Source organism: Pseudomonas sp. AC247 (genome assembly GCF_979258015.1).
The window spans coordinates 3,625,021-3,648,960 of sequence record NZ_OZ409829.1; the positions used below are offsets into that span (position 1 = coordinate 3,625,021).

Annotated in this window: 3 protein-coding genes (1 of these 3 only partly in view); all 3 read right to left on the minus strand. The window is 62.5% G+C overall.

The window, feature by feature from the left end; translation table 11 throughout:
* Tightly spaced (each overlapping or abutting the next), the 3 genes in view from ACZZ0B_RS16455 to ACZZ0B_RS16465 form a layout consistent with a single transcriptional unit that may run on beyond the window.
* Complete coding sequence (locus tag ACZZ0B_RS16455; RefSeq protein ID WP_463545784.1) at positions 1-3,210, minus strand: non-ribosomal peptide synthetase; 3,210 nt, start codon at positions 3,208-3,210, stop codon at positions 1-3.
* A complete protein-coding gene (locus tag ACZZ0B_RS16460; RefSeq protein ID WP_463545785.1) occupies positions 3,207-16,736 on the minus strand; it encodes a non-ribosomal peptide synthase/polyketide synthase in 13,530 nt (4,509 codons plus the stop codon). Before ACZZ0B_RS16460 ends, ACZZ0B_RS16455 begins: the two co-directional genes overlap by 4 nt.
* Positions 16,736-23,940, minus strand: the final stretch of a protein-coding gene (locus ACZZ0B_RS16465; protein WP_463545786.1) for a non-ribosomal peptide synthase/polyketide synthase. The gene runs 9,760 nt beyond the window's last position; 7,205 of the gene's 16,965 nt are visible here — the last part of the coding sequence; the start codon falls outside the window, past its right edge; it ends in the stop codon at positions 16,736-16,738. The genes ACZZ0B_RS16460 and ACZZ0B_RS16465 overlap by 1 nt, the downstream gene beginning before the upstream one ends.

Below are 23,940 nucleotides of genomic sequence, written 5' to 3' on the forward strand. Positions count from 1 at the left end.
TCAGACGTCCTGGGCCACCTTGGCGGCTTGTAACTGACGAGCCTTTTCGGTCAGCAACGCTTTCTCTTCCGGGCTCATCGATTCCAGCCGCACCCGCGCCTGGGCCAGTTTGTCCAATTGCCCAGGCGTTGCTTCCTGGCTACGCAGTGCATGTGCCAGACCCGCTACGGTCGGATGGTCGAAGACCACGCCCGGATGGATCTCGCACTGCAGCAGCTTGCGGATGCCTGCCACCAGTTTGATCACCAGCAACGAATGCCCACCGGCGGCGAAAAAGTCGCGTTCGACGCCCAGCCGCTCCTGCCCGAGCAACTGCGCCATGCGCCCGGCCAACAATTGTTCCAGCGCATCGCGCGGTGCCAGGTAATCTTCCTCGATGCCTTGGCTGGCCAGTTGCTGCAGGGCCTTGCGGTCGATTTTGCCGTTGGCCAGACGTGGCAGCCGTTCGAGCAAACGAATCTGCTGTGGCACCATCACCGCCGGCAATTGCTGCGCCAGTTGCTCGCGCAGGCCATCGGCCGACAGTCCGTGACGTGCGACCACAAATGCCTGCAAACCCTGTTCGGCGCTGTCGCCAGCGATGACCAGCGCTTCGGCCACTGCCGGATCACGCAGCAGCTGCGCTTCGACTTCACTGAGCTCGATGCGGAAACCCCGTACCTTGATCTGATGATCGCGGCGACCGTGCAGGACGATTCCACCCTCGGCGAGATAGCGCGCCAGATCACCTGTGCGGTACAAGCGCTGATCCTCGATGAACGGATTGTCGATCAGCAGACCGTCTTCGGGCTCGACGTTGACGTACCCGCGAAACAACTGCGCACCGCCCACGTACAGCTCGCCCAGCGCGCCTACCGGTGCCAATTGGTGGTGAGTGTCGAGCACGTAGACGTTATTGTTGTCCAGCACCTGGCCGAGCCGCCCGGCATCCTGCCCGGGCACAATTTTGTGCACCAGCACGCCGACCGTGGTTTCGGTCGGGCCATAGTGGTTGAACACCTGACAATCACCGCGCACCTGAGCGATGCGTTGCAGCAGCGGCGCGGCAATCGCTTCGCCACCCAGCACCAGCGTTTGCGGCAGGCACGCGGTGTCGCTGTCGAGCAACGCGGCGAGGTGCGACGGGACGATCTTCAGGCAATCGATGGCATGACGTTGCAGGTACTCGGCGAACAATCGCGCGTCCTGCATCTGCTCGTCGCTCGCCACATGCAACGCGGCGCCGTTGAACAAGGCGCCGAACAGCGCGGTGTTGCCCAGATCCGCCGCCACGGTCGAACTGAAACCGAAGTGGCGCAGCGCATTCAGACCCAGCGCCGTGCTGACGCTGGCGGTGTAATTGAACAATTGCCGATGCTCGATCAACACGCCTTTCGGCACGCCGGTCGAACCGGAAGTGAACAGCACATAAGCCAGATCAGCACCTTGAGTTTCACGTTCAGGTGCCGCTGCGGCGGCGTTTTCCAGCAGCTGCTCGAGCGTGCGCACGTTGATTGCACTGGCAGGCCATTCGCTCAATTGTGCCGGCTCGGCCAACAGCCATTCAGCGCCGGCCTGTTCCAGCATCAACTGCTGACGCACCAGCGGCCATTGCCGATCCAGCGGCAAATACGCTGCGCCGACACGCCAGATCGCGAGCATCGCCACCACCAGCGCTGCCGAACGCGGCAACGCCAGTGCGACCACCGAACCACTGCTCACGCCCTCGGCATGCAGGGCCGCCGCCAGTCGCTCGACCTGTGCCTGCAACTGCGCATACGTCAGGCTGGCGGCTTCATCGGTCAGTGCCAGCGCCTCGGGAGTGGAATGCGCCCACGCGGCAATACGCTGCGGCAACAAACGTGTATCGGCGCATGCCTGAGCGGCTGGATTGAACGCCAGGGCACGCTGACGCTCAGCCTCGCTCAGCAGGCTGACCTGCCCCAGCGGCACGTCGGCATCGCCCAGAAGATTGCCCAGCAGCGTGCGGTATTGTTCGAGCAAAACCTGCATCGAAGCCGCGCTGTAACGCTGCACGGCGTACTCCAGCGCCAGACCTCGAACATCGCCCTCAGCTGTCTGCTGCAGTTGCATCAGCAACTCGAATACGTCACCGCGTCCGGTCTCCACGCCTTGAGCCGACCATTGCAGCGCCGCTACCGACTGCGCTGGTGACAGATGCTGTACGGCAAATCCATAGGCCGGACGTGCCGCCGCCGGTTGCAGTTCCGGCGCCCAGTATTCCTGCCAGGTCCGATGTTCTTCCAGATGTGCTGCCAGACTCGGCAGCCACTGAGCGAACGATTGTTCAGTGTTGACCGACAGATTCAGCGGCAAGGTTTTTTCAAAGACGCCGACCGCGCTAGCGAAATATGGGTAATCTTCACGACCATCGTGACGCCAGCCCAGCAATACTTCGTCGCGACCGCTCAAACGCGCCAGCAACAGCGCCCAGGCGCTCTGCATCAGCAGCGCCAACGGTTGTTCTAGGGATTGCGCAAGGTTTTGCAGACCGGTCACCAGCGCGGCATCCAGCGACGTGTGCAACGTTGCCGCTTCACTGGCCACAGCATCGGCTCGACGCGCGGCCAGCCAAGGTGTCGACAACGTTGCATTGACTCCCTTGAGGTGTTCCTGCCAATAGGTGCGAGCGGTGGCGGCGTCCTCATCGAGAATCACCTCGCTGCGCCATTCCAGATACTGCGAGAACTCACCCGCCTCCTCGTCTTCCGGCAGCTCGCCGTGTTCATAGGCCAGCAGTAATTGCTCATAGATCAAGCCCAGCGCGCGGTCATCGAGACTGCAACGCGCCGCGCCCAGCACCAGCGTCCAACGCTGTTCCGGCAGCGCATACAGCACCGCTTGCAGGGCTGCCGACTCACCGGGCACAAATGCGCGCTGAGCCCACTCGGTCACTTGCGCTTGAATGTCGGCCTCGCTGGCGGGTGATGTCTGTACGGTGAGCGGAAAACGTTCGCCGACGCCGGTGAATTGCCGCAAACCGTGAAAACCCGGGGCCTTGGCCAGTCGCGCCAGCATCATCGGCTGACGCACCAGCAGGCTGTCAAACGCTGCCTGCAGACGCTGTGGCGCCAACACGCCACCGATGTCGATGCGCAGAAAGCGTGCGGCATCGGCCCAGCACGCCGCTTTGGGCAATTGATCGCAGACCATCTGTTGCTCGGGGGTCAACGCTTGTCCCACGTCCTCTTGATCCATCATTTCGTTCATGCCCCGCTCTCCTCGGTGTTCACCACGTGTTGGCGAACCGCCTCGCCACGGCTGTTTTGCAGATCGCCGTGGTCGTACATGTCACCCATCGCCACGACAATCTTGCGCGGCCCCTCGAAAGGGTCACGGGCATGCGCCACCAGCATGTTGTCGAGCAGAATGGCGTCACCCTTTTGCCAGTCGAAGCGCACGGCGCACTCTTCATACAGATCGCCAATGCGTTGCATCACCTCATCTTCGATCGGTGTGCCGTCGCCGTAATACACGTGGCGCGGCATGCGCTCGGGGCCGAACATCGACAACAGGTCTTCACGCACATCCGGCTCCAGCCAGTAGATGTGGTGCAGTTGCACCTGGTTGAAGAACGACTTGGCGCCGGTGATCGGGTGACGAATGATCGCCGGCCCCGGTGTGCGGGTTTGCAGTTCGTTATTGTCGAGCCAGCGCCATTCGATCCCCCCGGCGCGGCAACGTGCTTCCACCTCGGCGCGGTCTTCGGTCTTGAAGAAGTGCTGCCACGACACATCGAGCTTGTCGGTGAAAGTGCGCACATACAGCAAGCCCTTGGACTCGAACTTGTCACGCAAATCTGCCGGCAGTTTTTCGTACATCAGACGGCAGTCCACCACCGGCGTTGCACCGCCAACCGGCGCCGCTTGTTCGCAATAGAACATCTGCTTGCGCGGCCAGCGATCCTGGTGCGAGCTCTCGTTGTGGAACAGGATCATCTTGCGTTCCGGGTACGGCGTGGAGCGGTACGTGTTCTTGCCGCCCTCTTTCTTCGGCAGATCGCCGTACTGGCCGTACAGGCCCGGCTGGATCGCTTCGGCGAAGGCTTCAAAGCCCTGAATGCCGTCGAGTTCGAAACCGCGGAAGAGAATGCCGGCGTGCGTCGCGAGTTTTTCTTCGATCAGCGGTCGGTTGCGCTTGATCCACTCGATCAAGTCCAATTGCGGCTCGTTCGGCTCCATCAGCAACGGGAACGGCTGTGGCGCGGCGATCAGCGATTCGCGAATCGGCGTCGGGCGAACCTTGGCCACCGGTGCGGCACCGCGCTTGAGGAACTTGCCCAGTTTGTCGGCCTTGGGTCCGGGGGCAGCGGGTTTGGCGGCCACTGCTAAATTGTCCACTGGCATGCTGATAGCTCCCAATTGAATGTCCTGATCAGCGACGATCTGTTCCAACAGGGCTATCCAGGCCTTCACCAGGTACTGAATGCGCTCGTGTCCGAACAAGGTTGTGGCGAATTGCCAATTACCCAGCAATTGCCCTTCTTCTTCGTCAACGAACAATGCCATGTCGAATTTAGAATGGGTCTGCAGCAACGGCAGCGCTTCCACCTGCAAACCGCCCATGGCCTGGGTGCGGCCCGGCAGGTTATTCATCACAAACAGCACCTGCACCAGCGGGTTCATGCCTTTGTGACGCGGCACACCGGACGCGTCGACGATCATGTCGAACGGCAGGTCCTGGTGCTCCAGCGCTTGCAGCAACGTCGCCTGGGTCTGCGCGAGGAAACCGCCGAACGAGGCATCGGCGGCAAATTGCGAACGCAATGGCAACACGTTGACGAAGAAGCCGATCAAGCGTTCCAACTCCGCCCGCTCGCGCCCGGCGACGTCGGCACCGACCAGCACATCCGAACCCGCGCCGACCCGGTGCAACAGCACCTGAAACGACGCCAGCAACGTGCTGTAGAGCGTGACACCCGAACGCGCAGCCAATGCCTTCACGCCACGACTCAATTCGCGGCCCAGGGCGAACTGCACCGCATCACCGGCGTAGGACGCAACCGTCCCGCGCGGGTTGTCCATCGGCAGGCTGAGTTGGCCGTTATAGCCCTTCAACTGCGCCTTCCAGAAGGTGGCCTGTTGGCCCAGCACACCCTGTTGTTCCAGCGCCTGTTGCCACAAGGCGAAGTCCGAATACTGCACGGCCAGCGCCGGCAGATTCAGCGCCTGGTCCTGGCTGACGCGGTCGTAGATCTGCACAAGTTCATTGATCAACACGCCCATCGACCAACCATCGGAAATGATGTGGTGCATCGAATACAGCAGCACGTGCTCGGTCGGCCCCAGATGCAGAATGCGTCCGCGCAACAGCGGCGCCTGCTCCATGTCGATCGGGGTGTTGGCGTTGTCGAGCACCGCTTGCGCCACCTGCTCTTCCTGATCACTGCGCGACAGCGCCGACAGGTCGATCAACGGGAAGTCCAGCTCGACCTCGGCGACGATCAGTGCAATCGGATCACCTTCATCGTCTTGCACATACGCAGTGCGCAGCACCTCATGACGGCGCACCACCTCAGCGAAACTGGCAAGCAAACGCTCGACCGACAACTCGCCACGCAGGCGCAGCGCCATCGGCATGCCGTAAGCGGAGCTACCGCCGGACAATTGCTCGGCAATCCACAAACGGCGTTGCACCAGCGACAACGGTGCAGTGGTTTTCGCCCCGTGCGCGGTCAGCTCCACCTGACGTGAATCAAATGCCGCCAGCGCCGAACCGACATTGGCTTGCATGACGGCAGCCAGATCCTTGAGCACCGGGGCACCGAACAGATCACGCAGGCTCACGGTCAGCCCGGTGACCTTGCGCAGTCGCGACACAGCTTGCGTTGCCAGCAACGAATGGCCACCCGCCTCGAAGAAGTGCGCGTTACGCCCGACCTGCTCACGCTCCAGCACTTCCCGCCAGATGGCGGCGATCTGCTCTTCGAGCAGACCCTGCGGGGCCACGAAAGTGGCGTCCGAGAGCAGGCTGCCCGGCAGTGGCAGCGCTTTGCGATCGACCTTGCCGCTCGGCCCGATCGGCAATTGCGCCAGCAGCAACACGTGGCTCGGCTGCATGTAATCCGGCAGGCTGGTTTTCAGGCCATCGCGCAGTGCGCGCAGAAGCTCGGCCTGTTGCGGATGCGCCTCATCGGCCGCCGCACTGTCGTGCGGTACAACGTAAGCCACCAGGTGCTGACCGCCCGCAGCCGGTTGCGCCAGCACCAATGCCTGACGGATTGCAGGCTGGCGCAGCAGGCAGGCTTCGATCTCGCCCAGTTCGATGCGGAAGCCGCGTACTTTCACCTGATGGTCGATACGACCGATGTATTCGATCAGGCCTTCGGCATTGACCCGCGCCAGATCACCGGTGCGGTACAAGCGGCCGCCCGCCGCATTGAACGGATCAGGAATGAAACGTTCGGCAGTCAGATCCGGACGCTTTAAATACCCGCGCGCCAGCAGTTCGCCGCCCACCAGCAATTCACCCACCACGCCCTCGGGCACCGGCTGGCCGGTACTGTCGAGGATATAAATCGAGCGACCGGCCAAAGCGCGCCCGATGGGCAGTGCCGCCGGTAGCGGCTTTTCACCCTGCACATAATCGCCGCAATCAAGCACGGTAGTGGTTACCGTCGCTTCGGTCGGGCCATAGGCGTTAATCAATTGCACCTGGTGCAGACCGGCACGCTGATACGCCGCAATGCCTTGCGGCGGCATCGCTTCACCGCCCACCACCATCTGACGCAGACGCCCATAATCGCGCGGGCCGTGATCGGCAAAGTCTTGCACCACGACGTTCCAGTAGGCGGTGGTCAGGTCAGCGACGCTGATGTCCTTGTCGAGGATCTGCTGATACAGCGTTTCGCTGTCCCAGATTTCGTTGCCACGCAACACCACCGCCGCGCCGCAGATCAGCGCCGGGTACACCTGCTCGACAAAACTGTCGAAGTTGAACGTAGCGAATTGCAGCACCCGGTCGCTGGCCGACAACCCCTTGTAGGCTTCAGACACCCGAGTATGCCGGGCCAGTGTGACGTGGCTGATGCCAACGCCTTTTGGTCGCCCGGTCGAACCGGAGGTAAACATCACGTAGGCCAGGCTCTGGCCGTGGACAGTCACTGACGGATTGCTCTCGGTCTGTGGCCAGCTCGCGTCGTCCACCGCCAGCGTGACGACGCCGCTCACCGAAGGCAGACGTTGCAGCAAATGTTGCTGGCTGAGCATCAGACGCAGACCACTGTCTTCGATCATCGCCAGCAGACGGTCGGCAGGATACTCCGGATCGAGCGGCACATAAGCCCCCCCGGCCTTGAGCACCGCCAACAGGCTGATGATCATGTCCAGCGAGCGATCCGCCGCAATCCCCACCAGCACGTCCGGCCCCACGTCGTGCTGCAGCAAACCATGCGCAACGCGGTTGGCGGCGGCGTTGAGCTGAGCGTAGCTGAGCTGACGGTCTTCGAACATCAGTGCGATGGCGTCAGGGGTTTGTGCCACTTGCTGCTCGAACCACTGATGCACGCATTGTTCGCTGGCCGGCGCATCGACAACCTCCAGCATTGGCCCGACGGCCAGTGAAAGCTCACCGAGGCAAGTCGATGCCGGTGCCTGCACCATCTGTTGCAGCAAATGATCGAGTTGCGCTGCCAGTTGCTCGACCGAGCGAGCGTCGAACTGCGCCTGGTCGAAGCTCAGGTGCATCGACAACTGCGCGTCGAGGCTGACCGCCAGGGTCAACGGGTAGTTGGTCTGCTCGCGATTGGCCACTTCGCCAAAACGCAGATCCTGCGGCGCGCCTTGTTGCAGGGCTTCGGACACCGGGTAGTTCTCGAACACCAGGATGTTGTCGAACAGCGCTTCACCGCCCTGCCCGGCCCAGCGCTGGATTTCGAACAGCGGTGTATGTTCCTGCTCGCGCAGGGCCAGATTCTGCCCCTGCACCTGTTGTAACCACTCACTCAACGGTTGCTCGGCACGCGGGGTGGCGATCACCGGCAAGGTGTTGATGAACAGCCCGATCTGTTGCTCGACACCCGCCAGTTGTGCCGGACGCCCGGACACCGTTGCGCCGAAGCTGACCGTGTCGAGCCCGGTGTAACGTTGCAGCAGCAACAGCCAGGCACTTTGCACCAGGGTGTTGAGGGTAATTTTGTGACCACGGGCAAACTCATTGAGCCGGCGCGTGCGCTCGGTATTCAGCACGTGAAAACGCTCGTCATGGCCACTGCGCGGTGCCACGGCAGCAAATGCCCGGGCCAGTCGGGTCGGCTCTTGCAGGCCCGCCAATTGTGCAGTCCAGAAGGTCTCGCTCAGCGTCACATCCTGGCGGTTCAGCCACTGAATGTAATCGCGATAACGTCCGCCAGTCGCAGCCGGCGCGTGACCGCTATAGCGTTGCAAGACTTCGCCGAGCAACTGCGAGTTGCTCCAGCCGTCCATCAGAATGTGATGGCTGGTGTAGATCAAACGGCAGGCATTGGCGGCGGTTTTCACCACCACCAGACGCAACAGCGGTGCGGCGCCCAGCTCAAAGCCTTGTTGCTGCTCAGCCTCGGCCAGCGCGGCGATAGCGTGCGTCACGTCATCGCGACCCGACCAGTCGAGCACAGTGAAGGGCACCGGCAAATGCTTGTGGATCACCTGCACCGGACGCTGGAATTCACCGTCCCAGACAAAACTGCTGCGCAACACATCATGCGTGTCCAGTGTCGCTTGCCAGGCATCGCGGAAGCGCTCGATGTCCAGCCCCTGAACGTCGACGCACATCTGGTTGATGTAGTCGCCGGCCTGTTGCTCGTACAGGGTGTGGAACAGCATGCCCTGCTGCATCGGCGACAGCGGGTAAATGTCTTCGATCTGCTGCGGTGCCAGCGCCAGCGAATCGAGTTGTAACTGCGTCAGCTGCGCCAACGGGAAGTCCGACGGCGTCACGCCGTGGCTGTCGTGCTGGCAGCAATGTTCCAGCAATGCGCTCAGCTCGGTGGCGTAGGCATCGGCCAGCGTCTGAATGGTCGCGGTGTCGAACATCTGCGAACTGAAGGTCCAGCCGACACTCAATTCGCCGCCGTACACCTGACCGTTGAGAGTCAGCCAGTTGCCCAGGGCCGCCAGCGGACTTTGCTCGGCGCCGGACGGTTCACCCGACGGGCTGAATAGCGCAGCGCCGTCTTCGGCGAAGCCGGCGTCGAACTGGCCCAGATAGTTGAAGGTGATGCGCGGCATCGGCAGCGCTTGCAGGGTCTGGCGCGCGGCGGCATCGCCCAGATAACGCAGAGCGCCGAAACCGATGCCCTTGGCCGGAATCGCCCGCAGTTGTTCCTTGATCGCTTTGATCGACTCCGCCACGTCAGCCGTTGCGGTCAGCTTGATCGGGAACAGGCTGGTGAACCAGCCGACGCTGCGGCTCAGGTCAAGGTCGTCGAACAGGTCTTCGCGGCCATGACCTTCGAGCTGGATCAGCGTCGACGGGTGACCGGTCCAGCGCGCAATGACTCGCGCCAGCGCCGTCAGCAACAGATCGTTGACCTGTGTGCGATAGGCCGCCGGGGCCTGTTGCAGCAGACGACGGGTCCGCTCTTTGTCCAGACGGGTTTCGACGCTGGCGGCGTAACGGTTTTGCAAGGCGCCGTCGGCATGGTCTTGCGGCAACCCCACGTTCGCGCCCTCGAGTTGCGCCTGCCAGAAGCCCAGCTCGGCTTGCAGCGCCGGGCTCGCGGCGTAGTTTTGCAGGCGCTGCGCCCAGTTTTTCGCCGCCGTGGTTTTCGCCGGCAGCTTGATCGCCTGCCCGGCTTGCAACTGTTGATACGCCTGTTGCAGGTCTTCGAGCAGAATTCGCCACGACACGCCATCGACCGCCAGGTGATGGATTACCAACAACAGACGCTGACTGCCGTCGGCCAGGGTCGCCAGCACTGCACGCAGCAACGGGCCATGGGCCAGGTCGAGACTGCGCTGGGCCTGTTCGCCGAGTTCTTGCAGTGCCTGGGCGTCAGCCACGTCGTACTGCCAAAGCACCGCTTCAGCCTGTGGCGCTCGGTGAGTGGCGGCCCACACGCCGTCGCGCTCGCGGAACGACAGACGCAAGGCATCGTGCTGCACCAGCAGCGCCTGCAAGGCCTGCTCGACGTGCGCCGCTTCAAGTACAACGCGCGGTTTGAGCAACACCGACTGGTTCCAGTGATGGGCATCGATCATGGCGCTGTCGAAGAACAACTGCTGGAACGGCAACAGCGGACTGTCACCGCTTACCGGCCCCTGATCGATGCTCGGGCCGGCCACGCCGACCTTGGCCACCGCCGCGAGGCTCTGCACGTTCTGGTGCAGGAACAAGTCTTTCGGGCTGAAGTGAATCCCGGCCTGACGCGCACGGCTGACCACCTGGATCGAGATGATCGAGTCGCCGCCCAGTTCAAAGAAGTTGTCGTCAATGCCGACCTGCTCCAGGCCGAGCACGCTCTGCCAGATCGCCACCAGCGCTTGTTCGGTGGCGCTGGTCGGGGCGCTGTAAACCTTGTGGCTGACACTCAGGTCGGCCTTCGGCAGAGCCTTGCGTTCGAGCTTGCCGTTCGGGCTGACCGGCATCTTCGCCAGCAGCAACCAGTGCTGCGGAATCATGTATTCCGGCAAGTGCTGGCTCAGGTGTACCTTGAGGCGGCGCTGCAGTGCCTGATGAGCTTGCTCATCGGCATCGACCAGCGCTTCATCCGTTGGCACCACATAAGCCACCAGCAACGAGCCGTCTTGAGCGATGACCACCGTCTCACGCACGTCATCGTGCTCGGCCAGACGTGCTTCGATTTCGCCCAGTTCGATACGCAGACCACGGATTTTCACCTGATGGTCCATACGCCCGGCGTACTCGATCACACCGTCAGCGCGGTAACGCGCCAAGTCGCCAGTGCGATACAGACGCTGACCGTCACCGAACGGGCTGGTGACGAAACGCTCGGCCGTCAGTGCCGGACGACGGTGATAACCCCGCGCGAGGCCTTCGCCACCCAGATACAACTCACCGATGACACCGACCGGCAACGGCGCCAGGCTGTTGTCGAGGATGTAGGTGCTGAGGTTGGCGATCGGTTGACCGATCGGCACGCTGTCACGGCCTTCGTCGCGGCAGGTCCAGTGGGTCACGTCGATGGCCGCTTCGGTCGGGCCATAGAGGTTGAACAGCCCGGCGTTCGGCAACTTGGCGAACACCTGCTGCTGAGCATCGACCTGCAAGGCTTCACCGCTGCAAACGATGCGCGTCAGGCTGGTGCAATCGGCCACCGCCGGGTCTTGCAGGAAGGCCTGCAACATCGACGGCACGAAGTGCAGCGTGGTGATGTTCTCTGCGGTGATCACCTGAATCAGTTGCGCCGGATCGCGGTGCGCGCCCGGCGCGGCTACCACCAGTGTCGAGCCGGTCATCAGCGGCCAGAAGAACTCCCACACCGACACGTCGAAGCTGAACGGGGTCTTTTGCAGGACGTTGTCGTCAGCCGTCAGTTGATAAGCCTGTTGCATCCAGCACAAGCGGTTGACCAGCGCCGAGTGGCGGTTGCCCGCGCCTTTCGGTTTGCCGGTGGAACCGGAGGTGTAGATCACGTAGGCCAGGTTTTCCGGATCGATGTGCAGCTCAGGATTGGCTTCGCTGCGCCCTTGCAGCCAGTCGCCGTCCTGATCCAGCACCAGACTGCGCAGGCCATTCGGCACCGGCAGTTGCGCCAGTAAATGGCTCTGCGTCAGCAGCAAAGCGATGCCGCTGTCGTCGAACATGTAGGCCAGACGATCCTGCGGGTATTCCGGGTCCAGCGGCAGATAGGCACCGCCAGCCTTGAGGATCGCCAACAGGCCAACGACCATTTCCAGCGAGCGCTCGACCGAGATACCGACCAGCACTTCCGGGCCGACACCGTGCTCGATCAGCACTGCGGCCAACTGGTTGGCGCGAGCGTTGAGCTGGGCGTAGCTCAGGCGTTGCTCGCCAAACACCAGAGCGCAGGCATCCGGGGTGGCGCGTACCTGATCTTCGATCAGCGCATGCACGCTGCGCTCCAGCGGATATTCGGTAGCTGTAGCATTCCATTGCGAGACGATCACCTCGCGTTCGTCTGCGTCGAGCAGCACCAGTTCGGCCAGCGGTCGCGCGGCATCGGCCACCACGGCCTTGAGCAGGTTCAACCAGTGCCCTGCCAGGCGCTCGATGCTGCTCGCCTCGAACAGATCCGTGGCGTAAGTGAAGGAGGCTTCCAGGCCTTCCGGGCTGTCACCGGTGTCAAGCGCCAGATCAAACTGCGCGGTGCGGTGTTCCCAGCTCAGGCTTTGCAGTTGCAGCCCCGGCAATTGTGCGACGAGGTCGGATTCGGCTTCACTGCGGTGGTTGAACATCGCCTGGAACAGCGGGCTGTGGCTTAAGTTACGCTCAGGCTGCAAGGCATCGACCAATTGCTCGAACGGCAGGTCCTGATGCATCTGCGCGGCAATCGCCGTCTGTTTGACCTGTTGCAGCAATTGCGCGAAACCCATTGCCGGATCGAACTCGGCACGCAGCACTTGGGTGTTGACGAAGAAGCCAATCAATCGCTCGATTTCCAGGCGGTTGCGGTTGGCAATCGGCACGCCGACGCGGATATCCGCCTGGCCGCTGTAGCGGTTCAACAAGGCCTGGAACGAGGCCAGCAACAGCATGAACACGGTCACACCTTCGCGCCGGGCGAGGGTTTTCAATGCCTCACCAAGCGCCGGTTCAATGCTCACGTTCAAACGTGCGCCACGGAAACTTTGCAACGCCGGACGCGGATGATCGGTGGGCATTTCCAGCAACGGTTGCTCGCTGCCCAAACGGGTTTTCCAGTAGCTCAGCTGGCGCTCGCGCTCGCCGCTGTCCATCCACTCGCGCTGCCACACCGCGTAGTCGGCGTACTGCACGGGCAAGGCCGACAGTGGCGCCGTGGTGCCTTGGCTGAACGCTGCGTAGAAGGCGATCAGGTCTTCGATCATCACTTGCATCGACCAGCCGTCAGAAACGATGTGATGCAGCGTCAGTACCAGCACATGGTCATCGTCACTGATGCGCAGCAACGCCACCCGCAGCAGCGCACCGCTCAGCAGGTCGAACGGCTGCGACGTCTGTTGCTCGACGAACGCCTGAATCTGTTCATCCGAAGCATTGGCCAGCGCCTGCTCTTGCAGGGCCACTTGAGCCGTCGGCTGAATGATTTGCTGCACCCGCCCGTCGTGATCGACGAACGCGGTGCGCAGGCTTTCGTGGCGTTGGATCAGCGCCTGGAAGCTTTGCTGCAACGCCGTGCGGTCCAGTGCGCCACGCAAGCGCAGCGCCGTTGGAATGTTGTAGGCCGCACTGTCAGGGTCCATCTGCCAGAGAAACCACTGACGTTCCTGGGCATAAGACAGCGCCAGCGGTTGCTCGCGACCCACCTGAGGAATCGACATTTGCGGGGTGTGCTGATCCGCGTCCAAGGCGTGGACAAACGCCTCAAGGCTGCTGTGCTCGAACAGCGTGCGCAGCGGTACCTGAATGTCCAGCGTGCGGCGAATGCGCGAAACCACCTGGGTGACCAGCAACGAGTGGCCACCCAGTTCAAAGAAGTTGTCGGTCAGGCCGACCCGTTCAAGCTTGAGCACGTCCTGCCAGATGGCGGCGACGTGCTGTTGACGCTCACTCTGCGGCGCAACGAACGTCTGTTGCAGCGCGCTGGCGTCGAATTTCGGCAGCGCCTTGCGCTCCAGTTTGCCGTTCGGGCTGACCGGCATTTTCGCCAGCCACACCCAATGTTGCGGCACCATGAACTCCGGCAGACTCTGGCCCAGATGCGCCTTGAGTTGCAGATTCGCCGCAGTGCGCGTCGCCTCATCGGCGTTCAACAGCGCCTCATCGGTGGGCACCACATAGGCGACCAACAGCGAACCATCCTGAGCAATGACCACGGTTTCCAGCACCGCGTCGTGCTCGGCCAGACGCGCTTCGATTTCGCCCAGTTCGATACGCAGACCACGGATTTTCACCTGATGGTCCATACGCCCGGCGTACTCGATCACACCGTCAGCGCGGTAACGCGCCAAGTCGCCAGTGCGATACAGGCGCTGACCATCACCGAACGGGCTGGTGACGAAACGCTCGGCCGTCAGTGCCGGACGACGGTGATAACCCCGCGCCAGGCCTTCGCCACCCAGGTACAACTCACCGATGACACCGACCGGCAACGGCGCCAGGCTGTTGTCGAGGATGTAGGTGCTGAGGTTGGCGATCGGTTGACCGATCGGCACGCTGTCACGGCCTTCGTCGCGGCAGGTCCAGTGGGTCACGTCGATGGCCGCTTCGGTCGGGCCATAGAGGTTGAACAGCCCGGCGTTCGGCAACTTGGCGAACACCTGCTGCTGAGCATCGACCTGCAAGGCTTCACCGCTGCAAACGATGCGCGTCAGGCTGGTGCAATCGGCCACCGCCGGGTCTTGCAGGAAGGCCTGCAACATCGACGGCACGAAGTGCAGCGTGGTGATGTTCTCTTCAGCGATCACCTGAATCAGTTGCGCCGGATCGCGGTGCGCGCCCGGCGCGGCTACCACCAGTGTCGAGCCGGTCATCAGCGGCCAGAAGAACTCCCACACCGACACGTCGAAGCTGAACGGGGTCTTTTGCAGGACCTTGTCGTCAGCCGTCAGTTGGTAAGCCTGCTGCATCCAGCACAAGCGGTTGACCAGCGCCGAGTGGCGGTTGCCCGCGCCTTTCGGTTTGCCGGTGGAACCGGAGGTGTAGATCACGTAGGCCAGGTTTTCCGGATCGATGTGCAGCTCAGGATTGGCTTCGCTGCGCCCTTGCAGCCAGTCGCCGTCCTGATCCAGGACCAGACTGCGCAGGCCATTCGGCACCGGCAGTTGCGCCAGTAAATGGCTCTGCGTCAGCAGCAAAGCGATGCCGCTGTCGTCGAACATGTAGGCCAGACGATCCTGCGGGTATTCCGGGTCCAGCGGCAAGTAGGCACCGCCAGCCTTGAGGATCGCCAACAGGCCAACGACCATTTCCAGCGAACGCTCGACCGAGATACCGACCAGCACTTCCGGGCCGACACCGTGCTCGATCAGCACTGCGGCCAACTGGTTGGCGCGAGCGTTGAGCTGGGCGTAGCTCAGGCGCTGCTCGCCGAACACCAAGGCGCAGGCATCCGGGGTAGCGCGTACCTGATCTTCGATCAGCGCATGCACGCTGCGCTCCAGCGGATATTCGGTAGCTGTAGCATTCCATTGCGAGACGATCACCTCGCGTTCGTCTGCGTCGAGCAGGCGCAATTCAGCCAACGGCTGTGCCGCGTCAACCAGCACAGCCTGCAGCAGGTTTTGCCAATGCACCGCCATACGCTCGATGGTTGCGGCAGTGAACAGATCGCTGGCAAAGGTCAATTGCGCACCGAGGCCTTGCGGCGTTTCGAAGGTGTCCAGGCTCAGGTCGAATTGCGCGGTCTGGCTGGCCATGGTCAGCGGATTGATCTGCAAGCCCGGCAAACGCGTGCCTTGCTGCGATTCGCCGGTGGCCAGATTCTGGTGGTTGAACATCACCTGAAACAACGGACTGTGACTCAGGCTGCGTTCCGGTTGCAGCGCTTCAACCAATTGCTCGAACGGCAACTCCTGATGCGCCTGAGCACCCACTGCCGATTGCTTGACCTGTTGCAACAGGCTGCGAAAACTCGCCTGCGGGTCAATGCGCGCCTTGAGCACCTGGGTGTTGACGAAAAAGCCGATCAGCCGCTCGGTCTCGACGCGGTTGCGGTTGGCGTTGGGCACACCGACGCTGATTTCAGCCTGGCCGCTGTAACGGTGCAACAGCGCCTGGAACGACGCCAGCAACACCATGAACACGGTCAGACCTTCGCGCTGGGCAAGGCTTTTCAGGCCCGCGGCCAGCGTGTTATCGAGGGTTACATCGAGACGCTGGCCACGGAAGCTCTGCACCGAGGGCCGGGGGAAATCCGTCGGCAATTGCAGCACCGAATGATCGCTGCCCAATTGCTCTTTCCAGTAGGCCAACTGACGCTCGCGCTCACCCGCCTCCATCCAGTGCCGTTGCCAGATGGCGTAGTCGGCGTACTGGATCGGCAGCTCGTCGAGGCTGACCTCGCGCCCTTGCGCAAAACCCGAGTACAACTGCACCAGCTCTTCAACCATGACCCGCATCGACCAGCCGTCGGCGGCGATGTGGTGCACAGTGACAGCAAGAACGTGGTCGTCATCGGCCAGACGCAGCAGGCTGGCGTGCAACAACGGGCCAGTCTGCAAGTCGAACGGCAAATGCAGTTGTTCGTTGATGTAGGCCTGAATCTGTTGCTCGCGCAGCAGCGGCTCGGCCGCCACGTCCAGCGCGTCGATGGCAATGGTCATCGGCAACTGCGCATGGATCACTTGCACAGCGCCTTCGTCGTCCTGACCGAAGGTGGTGCGCAGGCTGTCATGACGGGCAATCACGGCATTGAACGCACGCTCCAGCGCCGGTACATCCAGCGTGCCGCGCAGGTGCAGCGCGGTGGGAATGTTGTAGGCGGCGCTGTGCGGGTCCATCTGCCAGACGAACCACTGACGATCCTGAGCGAACGACAATGGCAAGGCGTCGGCGAATTCATCCCGGGTCTGCGGGATCGGCAGGTTAGCCGGGGAAACCCCTTCCTGGAGCATCTTTTCAAGATAGAGCGTGCGCTTTTCCAGCGGCAGACAGATAAACCGCTTGGCAATTTTCAGAGCGACATTCTTATCCATCAAGCCTCCTCCATTTCATCAAGCAGGGATTCCAGCTTACTCAGTTTCAACATATCGACTTGCTCGTCAGCGGCATCCAGCTGGCTGACGAAATCGCCAAGCACAGGGTGCTGGAAGATCAATTGAGGTGTCAGTTTCAGGCCCAGTTCCAGTTGCAGGCGCGAAACCACGGTGACGGCCAGCAAGGAGTGGCCACCCAGTTCAAAAAAGTTGTCGTTGAGGCCGATGCGCTCCAGTTGCAGTACCTCTTGCCAGATCGCCGCCACTTGCTGCTCCAGTTCGGAGGCCGGTGCGACAAAGGCTTGCTGCGCCTGACTGGCATCGAATTTCGGCAACGCCTTGCGTTCGAGTTTGCCGTTCGGGCTGACCGGCATCTTCGCCAGCAATACCCAGTGCAACGGCACCATGTAATCAGGAACGTTCTGGGCGAGGTGTTCTTTACAACGCTGGAACAATTCATTGCGCCGCGCATCGTCGGCTTCCAACAGACTGGCGTCGTTTGGAACCACATAAGCCACCAACAGCGAACCGTCCTGAGCAATGACCACGGTTTCCAGCACCGCGTCGTGCTCGGCCAGACGTGCTTCGATTTCGCCCAGTTCGATACGCAGACCACGGATTTTCACCTGATGGTCCATACGCCCGGCGTACTCGATCACACCGTCAGCGCGGTACCGCGCCAGGTCGCCAGTGCGGTACAGGCGCTGACCATCACCGAACGGGCTGGTGACGAAACGCTCGGCCGTCAGTGCCGGACGACGGTGATAACCCCGCGCGAGGCCTTCGCCACCCAGATACAACTCACCGATGACACCGACCGGCAACGGCGCCAGGCTGTTGTCGAGGATGTAGGTGCTGAGGTTGGCGATCGGTTGACCGATCGGCACGCTGTCACGGCCTTCGTCGCGGCAGGTCCAGTGGGTCACGTCGATGGCCGCTTCGGTCGGGCCATAGAGGTTGAACAGCCCGGCGTTCGGCAACTTGGCGAACACCTGCTGCTGAGCATCGACCTGCAAGGCCTCGCCGCTGCAAACGATGCGCGTCAGGCTGGTGCAATCGGCCACCGCCGGGTCTTGCAGGAAGGCCTGCAACATCGACGGCACGAAGTGCAGCGTGGTGATGTTCTCTTCAGCGATCACCTGAATCAGTTGCGCCGGATCGCGGTGCGCGCCCGGCGCGGCTACCACCAGTGTCGAGCCGGTCATCAGCGGCCAGAAGAACTCCCACACCGACACGTCGAAGCTGAACGGGGTCTTTTGCAGAACCTTGTCGTCAGCCGTCAGTTGGTAAGCCTGCTGCATCCAGCACAAGCGGTTGACCAGCGCCGAGTGGCGGTTGCCCGCGCCTTTCGGTTTGCCGGTGGAACCGGAGGTGTAGATCACGTAGGCCAGGTTTTCCGGATCGATGTGCAGCTCAGGATTGGCTTCGCTGCGCCCTTGCAGCCAGTCGCCGTCCTGATCCAGGACCAGACTGCGCAGGCCATTCGGCACCGGCAGTTGCGCCAGTAAATGGCTCTGCGTCAGCAGCAAAGCGATGCCGCTGTCGTCGAACATGTAGGCCAGACGATCCTGCGGGTATTCCGGGTCCAGCGGCAAGTAGGCACCGCCAGCCTTGAGGATCGCCAACAGGCCAACGACCATTTCCAGCGAGCGCTCGACCGAGATACCGACCAGCACTTCCGGGCCGACACCGTGCTCGATCAGCACTGCGGCCAACTGGTTGGCGCGAGCGTTGAGCTGGGCGTAGCTCAGGCGTTGCTCGCCAAACACCAGAGCGCAGGCATCCGGGGTGGCGCGTACCTGATCTTCGATCAGCGCATGCACGCTGCGCTCCAGCGGATATTCGGTAGCCGTGGCGTTCCAGTCTGCGACCTGCTGCTGTTGCTCCTCGTGGCCGAGCAATTGCAGTTGCCCCAAGGCCAGGCCGGCGTTGTGCATCATCTGTGTCAGCAGGTTATGCAAGTGCTCGCCGAGGCGGGCGATGTCGGCCTCGGCAAAGTGCGCACGGCCATAACTGAAGTGCAGCGACAGGGTCTCGCCCATGCTCACGGCCAAGGTCAACGGGTAGTTGGTCTGTTCATGGTTAGTCACGTCGGTGAAGCGCAATCCGGCCGGCGCACCTTGCTGCATGGCCTCCGATACCGGGTAGTTCTCGAACACCAGAATGCTGTCGAACAAGGCATCGCCGCCCTTGCCGGCCCAGCGCTGAATCTCGAACAGCGGCGTGTGTTCGTGCTCGCGCAGGCTGAGGTTCTGCGTCTGCACGGTGTGCAGCCACTGGCCGACGCTCTGCTCATCGCGTGGGCTGCCGATCACCGGCAGCGTGTTGATGAACAGACCGATCTGTTGCTCGATGCCTTGCAGATCCGCCGGACGCCCCGCCACGGTGGCACCGAACGCCACGGTGTGCTGACCGCTGTAGCGTTGCAACAGCAACAGCCACGCGGCTTGCACCAAGGTGTTGAGAGTGACTTTCTGCTCGCGGGCAAACTCGGCCAACTGTTGGGTGGCGGCCGCATTCATCACCCGTTGATGGTCGGCGTAACCGAACAGCTCGATCAGGTCGTCGCGACGCGCGATGGCCTGGGTCAGGCGGGTCGGCTCTTGCAGATCGGCCAGTTGGGCTTTCCAGAAGGTTTCACTGACCACCGCGTCCTGGCGTTGCAGCCAGGCGATGTAATCGCGATAACGACCCACCGATGGCGCCAGCGGCTGGCCGCTGTAGCGGTGCAGCACTTCACCCATCAGCTGCGAGTTGCCCCAGCCGTCCATCAGAATGTGATGGTTGGTGTAGATCAGGTGATAGCGATCGTCCTCGACACGCACCAGCGTCAGGCGCAGCAACGGTGCGGCGGTCAGTTCGAAGCCCTGTTTGCGCTCTTGCGCAGCCAGTGCGTCGAGATCGGCCTGATAATCACGACGACCACGCCAGTCCTGCACGCTGAATGGCAGTTCAACCTGTTTGTGCACCACTTGTACCGGGCGCTCGCCCTGCCAGAGGAAACCACTGCGCAGTACGTCGTGGGCCTGCAAGGCTGCTTGCCACGCCGCGCGGAAACGCTCGACATCCAGCCCCGCGACATCGGCACGGGTCTGGTTTATGTAGTCGCCCGCCTCTTCTTCGTAAAGGGTGTGGAACAGCATGCCCTGCTGCATTGGCGACAGCGGGTAGATGTCTTCGATCAAAGCCGCTGGCAGTGTCAGGGCATCGAGTTGCGCCTGGCTCAGCGGCGCCAGCGGGAAGTCTGACGGCGTCACGCCGTGCACGTCGGTGCGGCAGCAATGTTCGATCAGCGCCGCCAGTTCCTGCGCGTAATCATCAGCCAGGGCCTGCACGGTGCTGCGTTTGAACATGCGCTCGCTGAAGGTCCAGCCGAGGCTGAACTCGCCCCCGTAAATGCCACCGTTGAGGGTCAACGCGCTACTGAGCAAGGCGTCGAGGCTTTGTTCGGCGCCACGGGCTTCGCTGGAGGGCGAGAACAATGTCGCCTGACCTTCGTCGAAGCTGCTGTCGAACTGACCGAGGTAGTTGAAGGTGATCGCCGGCTGCGCCAGCGCTTGCAGCGCACCGCGCACCGCGTCATTGCCCAAGTAACGCAACACGCCGAAGCCGATGCCCTTGTGCGGAATCGCCCGCAGTTGCTCCTTGATGGCCTTGAGTGATGCATCCAGCTCGGCACTGGCGGTCAGCTTGACCGGGAACAGGCTGGTGAACCAGCCGACGCTGCGGCTCAAATCGATGTCGGCGAAGAGGTCTTCGCGGCCGTGGCCTTCGAGTTGAATCAGCGTCGAAGCCTGGCCAGTCCAACGGCTGATGACGCGGGCCAGTGCCGTCAGCAACAGATCGTTGACCTGGGTGCGGTAGGCCGCTGGAGCGTCTTGCAGCAATTGACGGGTCAGCTCGGCGTCGAGACGGGTTTGTACCGTGAATTCATAACGGCTCTGCAAGTTGCCATCGGCGTGATCCACCGGCAACTGGCTGGACACGTCGTGCAGTTGAGCGAGCCAGTACGGTTGTTCGGCCAACAGGGTTTCGCTGGCGGCATAAGCGTGCAGGTGCTCGGCCCAGGCCTTGAATGCACTGGTCTTGGCCGGCAGCTTGGCGATCTGGCCGCTGCTGATTTGCTGGTAGAGCCCTTGCAGGTCTTCCAGCAGGATGCGCCACGACACACCGTCGATCACCAAGTGATGGATCACCAGCAACACACGCTGAGTGCCGTCGGCCAGGGTTGCCAATACTGCGCGCAGCAACGGTCCACCAAGGGCCAGACTGCGTTGCGCTTCGAGCCCCAGCGCTTCGAGTTCGGCGGCATCGGCCACGTTGCTCTGCCACAGCAAATCCTGCGCTGGCGCGCCCACGGCTTGATGCTCGGCCAGCCACTGACCGTCCACATGGGCGAACGACAGACGCAGTGCGTCGTGATGCTCGATCAGCGCGTTAAGCGCCGCCTTCAGGTGCGCTGCATCCAGCGTACGAGAGGTCTTGAGCAATACCGACTGGTTCCAGTGATGGGGCTCGGCGACCTCCTCTTCAAAGAACTGTAACTGCGCCGGCAGCAGTGGTGACGCACCAACGACCGGTTTCTGGTCGATGACAAAGCCGCCTTCACCCATCCGCGCTACCGCGGCCAGACCTTGCACGGTCTGGTGCTGGAACAGGTCTTTCGGGCTGAAATGAATGCCGGCCTGACGGGCGCGGCTGACCACTTGAATCGAAACGATGGAGTCACCGCCCAATTCAAAGAAGTTGTCGGTGACACCGACTTGCGCCAGCCCCAGCACCGCTTGCCAGATATCGACCAGTTTCTGTTCAGTGGCATTGCCGGCGGCGAGGTAATCCTGTTGCGCCAGCGCCGCATCGGGTTTCGGCAACGCGTGACGGTCCAGTTTACCGTTGGGCGACAACGGCATCTTCGCCAGGAATAACAAGTGCGTCGGCACCATGTAATCCGGCAGGGTCCGCTGCAATTGCTCGCGCAACTCGCGGCGCAATTCGCCTTGCAGGTCGTTGTCGGCCATGACCTCTTCGGCTGCGCTCGGCACCACGTAGGCCACCAGTTGCTGACCGCTCGGTCCGGCCACCGCCATCACCAGGGTTTCGCGCACGCGGTCGGCGTCGAGCAGACGCGCCTCGATTTCACCCAGTTCGATACGGAAACCGCGAATTTTCACTTGATGGTCGACCCGACCGATGTACTCGATCACCCCGTCGGCCCGGAAACGTGCGAGGTCACCGGTACGGTACAGGCGCGCACCCGGTTGCGCCGAGAACGGATCGGGCATGAAGCGCTCGGCACTCAGGTCCGGACGGTTGAAGTAACCCCGCGCCAGCAACTCACCACCGATCATCAGTTCACCCACCGCGCCGACCGGCACCGGTTGCCCGGCGATGTCCAGCAGGTAGATCGAACGCCCCGGCAGCGCCGAACCGATCGGCAAGGTCGCCGGCGTAGGCTCGGCGCCGGTCACGTAGTCACCACAGTCAAGCGAGGTCGCGGTCACCGTGGCTTCGGTCGGGCCGTAGGTATTGAGCAGACGCACGTGGGCCAGACCGGCCTTGTTCCAGGCCGCCATGCCTTCCGGTGGCATCGCTTCACCACCGGCATGCACCTGACGCAGCACGCCGTAATCACGCGGGCCGACTTCAGCGAAGTCCTTGGCCAGCATGCCCCAGTAGGCGGTGGTCAGGTCGATCACGCTGATGCGCTTGTCGAGCATCTCGCGGTAGAGGGTTTCGCTGTCCCAGATTTCCGTGCCGCGCAGTACCACCGAGGCGCCGCAGATCAGCGCCGGGTAAAGCTGCTCGACGAAACCGTCGAAGTTGAACGTGGAGAATTGCAGGACGCAATCCTCGGCGCTCAAAGCCATCAGGTCGAGGGTCACGTAAGCGTGCTTGGTCAGCGACGCCTGATTGATCCCGACGCCCTTCGGACGTCCGGTAGAGCCGGAGGTGAACATTACATACGCGAGGTTATCGGCGAGGGTCAGGTTCGGCAGATCAGCGCTGAGCGCCTGGGCCGGTTGACGATCCACACACAACACTTCAACGCCGTCGACCTGCGGCAAGCGCTCCAGCAGATGGCTCTGGCTGAGCAACAGCAGCAGGCCGCTGTCTTCGATCATGCAGGTCAGGCGATCCGTCGGGTATTGCGGGTCCAGCGGCACATACGCGCCACCGGCCTTGAGCACCGCGAGCAAGCTGACGATCATGTCCAGCGAACGCTCGACGGCGATCCCCACCAGCACATCCGGGCCGACCCCGCGCTGACGCAGGGTGTGGGCCAGGCGATTGGCCTGCTGGTTGAGTTCGGCGTAGGTCAGGCGCTGTTCGGCGAAGTACAGCGCGACCTGACCCGGCGCGCGTTGCACCTGCTGCTCGAACAACTGATGCACGTTGAGCGCGCTCGGGTAGTGCCCGGCGCAATGCCCCCAATCGCTGAGCGCCAGATCCCGTGCGGCACGGTCGAGCAGTTGCAGTTCGCCGAGGCAGCGCTGATCTGCACCGTCGGCCATTTGCGTCAGCAGGTGACTCAACTGCGCCGCCAGTTGCTCGACGGTGGCGTCGGCAAAATGCTCGCGGTCAAAGCTGTAGTGCACTTGCAGCGTGGCTTCCAGGCTCACACCGAGGGTCAGCGGGTAGTTGGTCTGCTCATGGTTGGCCACCGGGCCGAAACGCAGGCCTTGCGGTGCTCCCTGCTCCAGTGCCTGAGCAATCGGGTAGTTCTCGAACACAAGAATGTTGTCAAACAGCGCTTCGCCACCCTGCCCGGCCCAACGCTGAATATCGAACAGCGCGGTGTGCTCGAACTCACGCAGCGCGAGGTTCTGTGCCTGCACCGCTTGCAACCAGCTGTCGAGGGTCTGTTCCGGACGCGGGCTGGCGATCACCGGCAAGGTGTTGATGAACAGGCCGATCTGTTGCTCGACACCCGGCAAGTCCGCCGGACGCCCGGCGACTGTGGCACCAAAGGCAACACTGGCCTTGCCCGTGTAGCGTTGCAGCAACAGCAGCCACGCCGCCTGCACCAGCGTGTTGACGGTGACTTTCGATGCACGGGCAAACTCGCCCAGACGCGCGGTCTGCACAGCATCCAGCACTCGATAATGGTCGCCGTAACCCGCAATGGCCGGAGCATTTTTTGGCCGGGCGATGGCGTGAGCCAGACGGGTTGGCTCGTCGAGCGAGCGCAGGGCCGGCAGCCAGA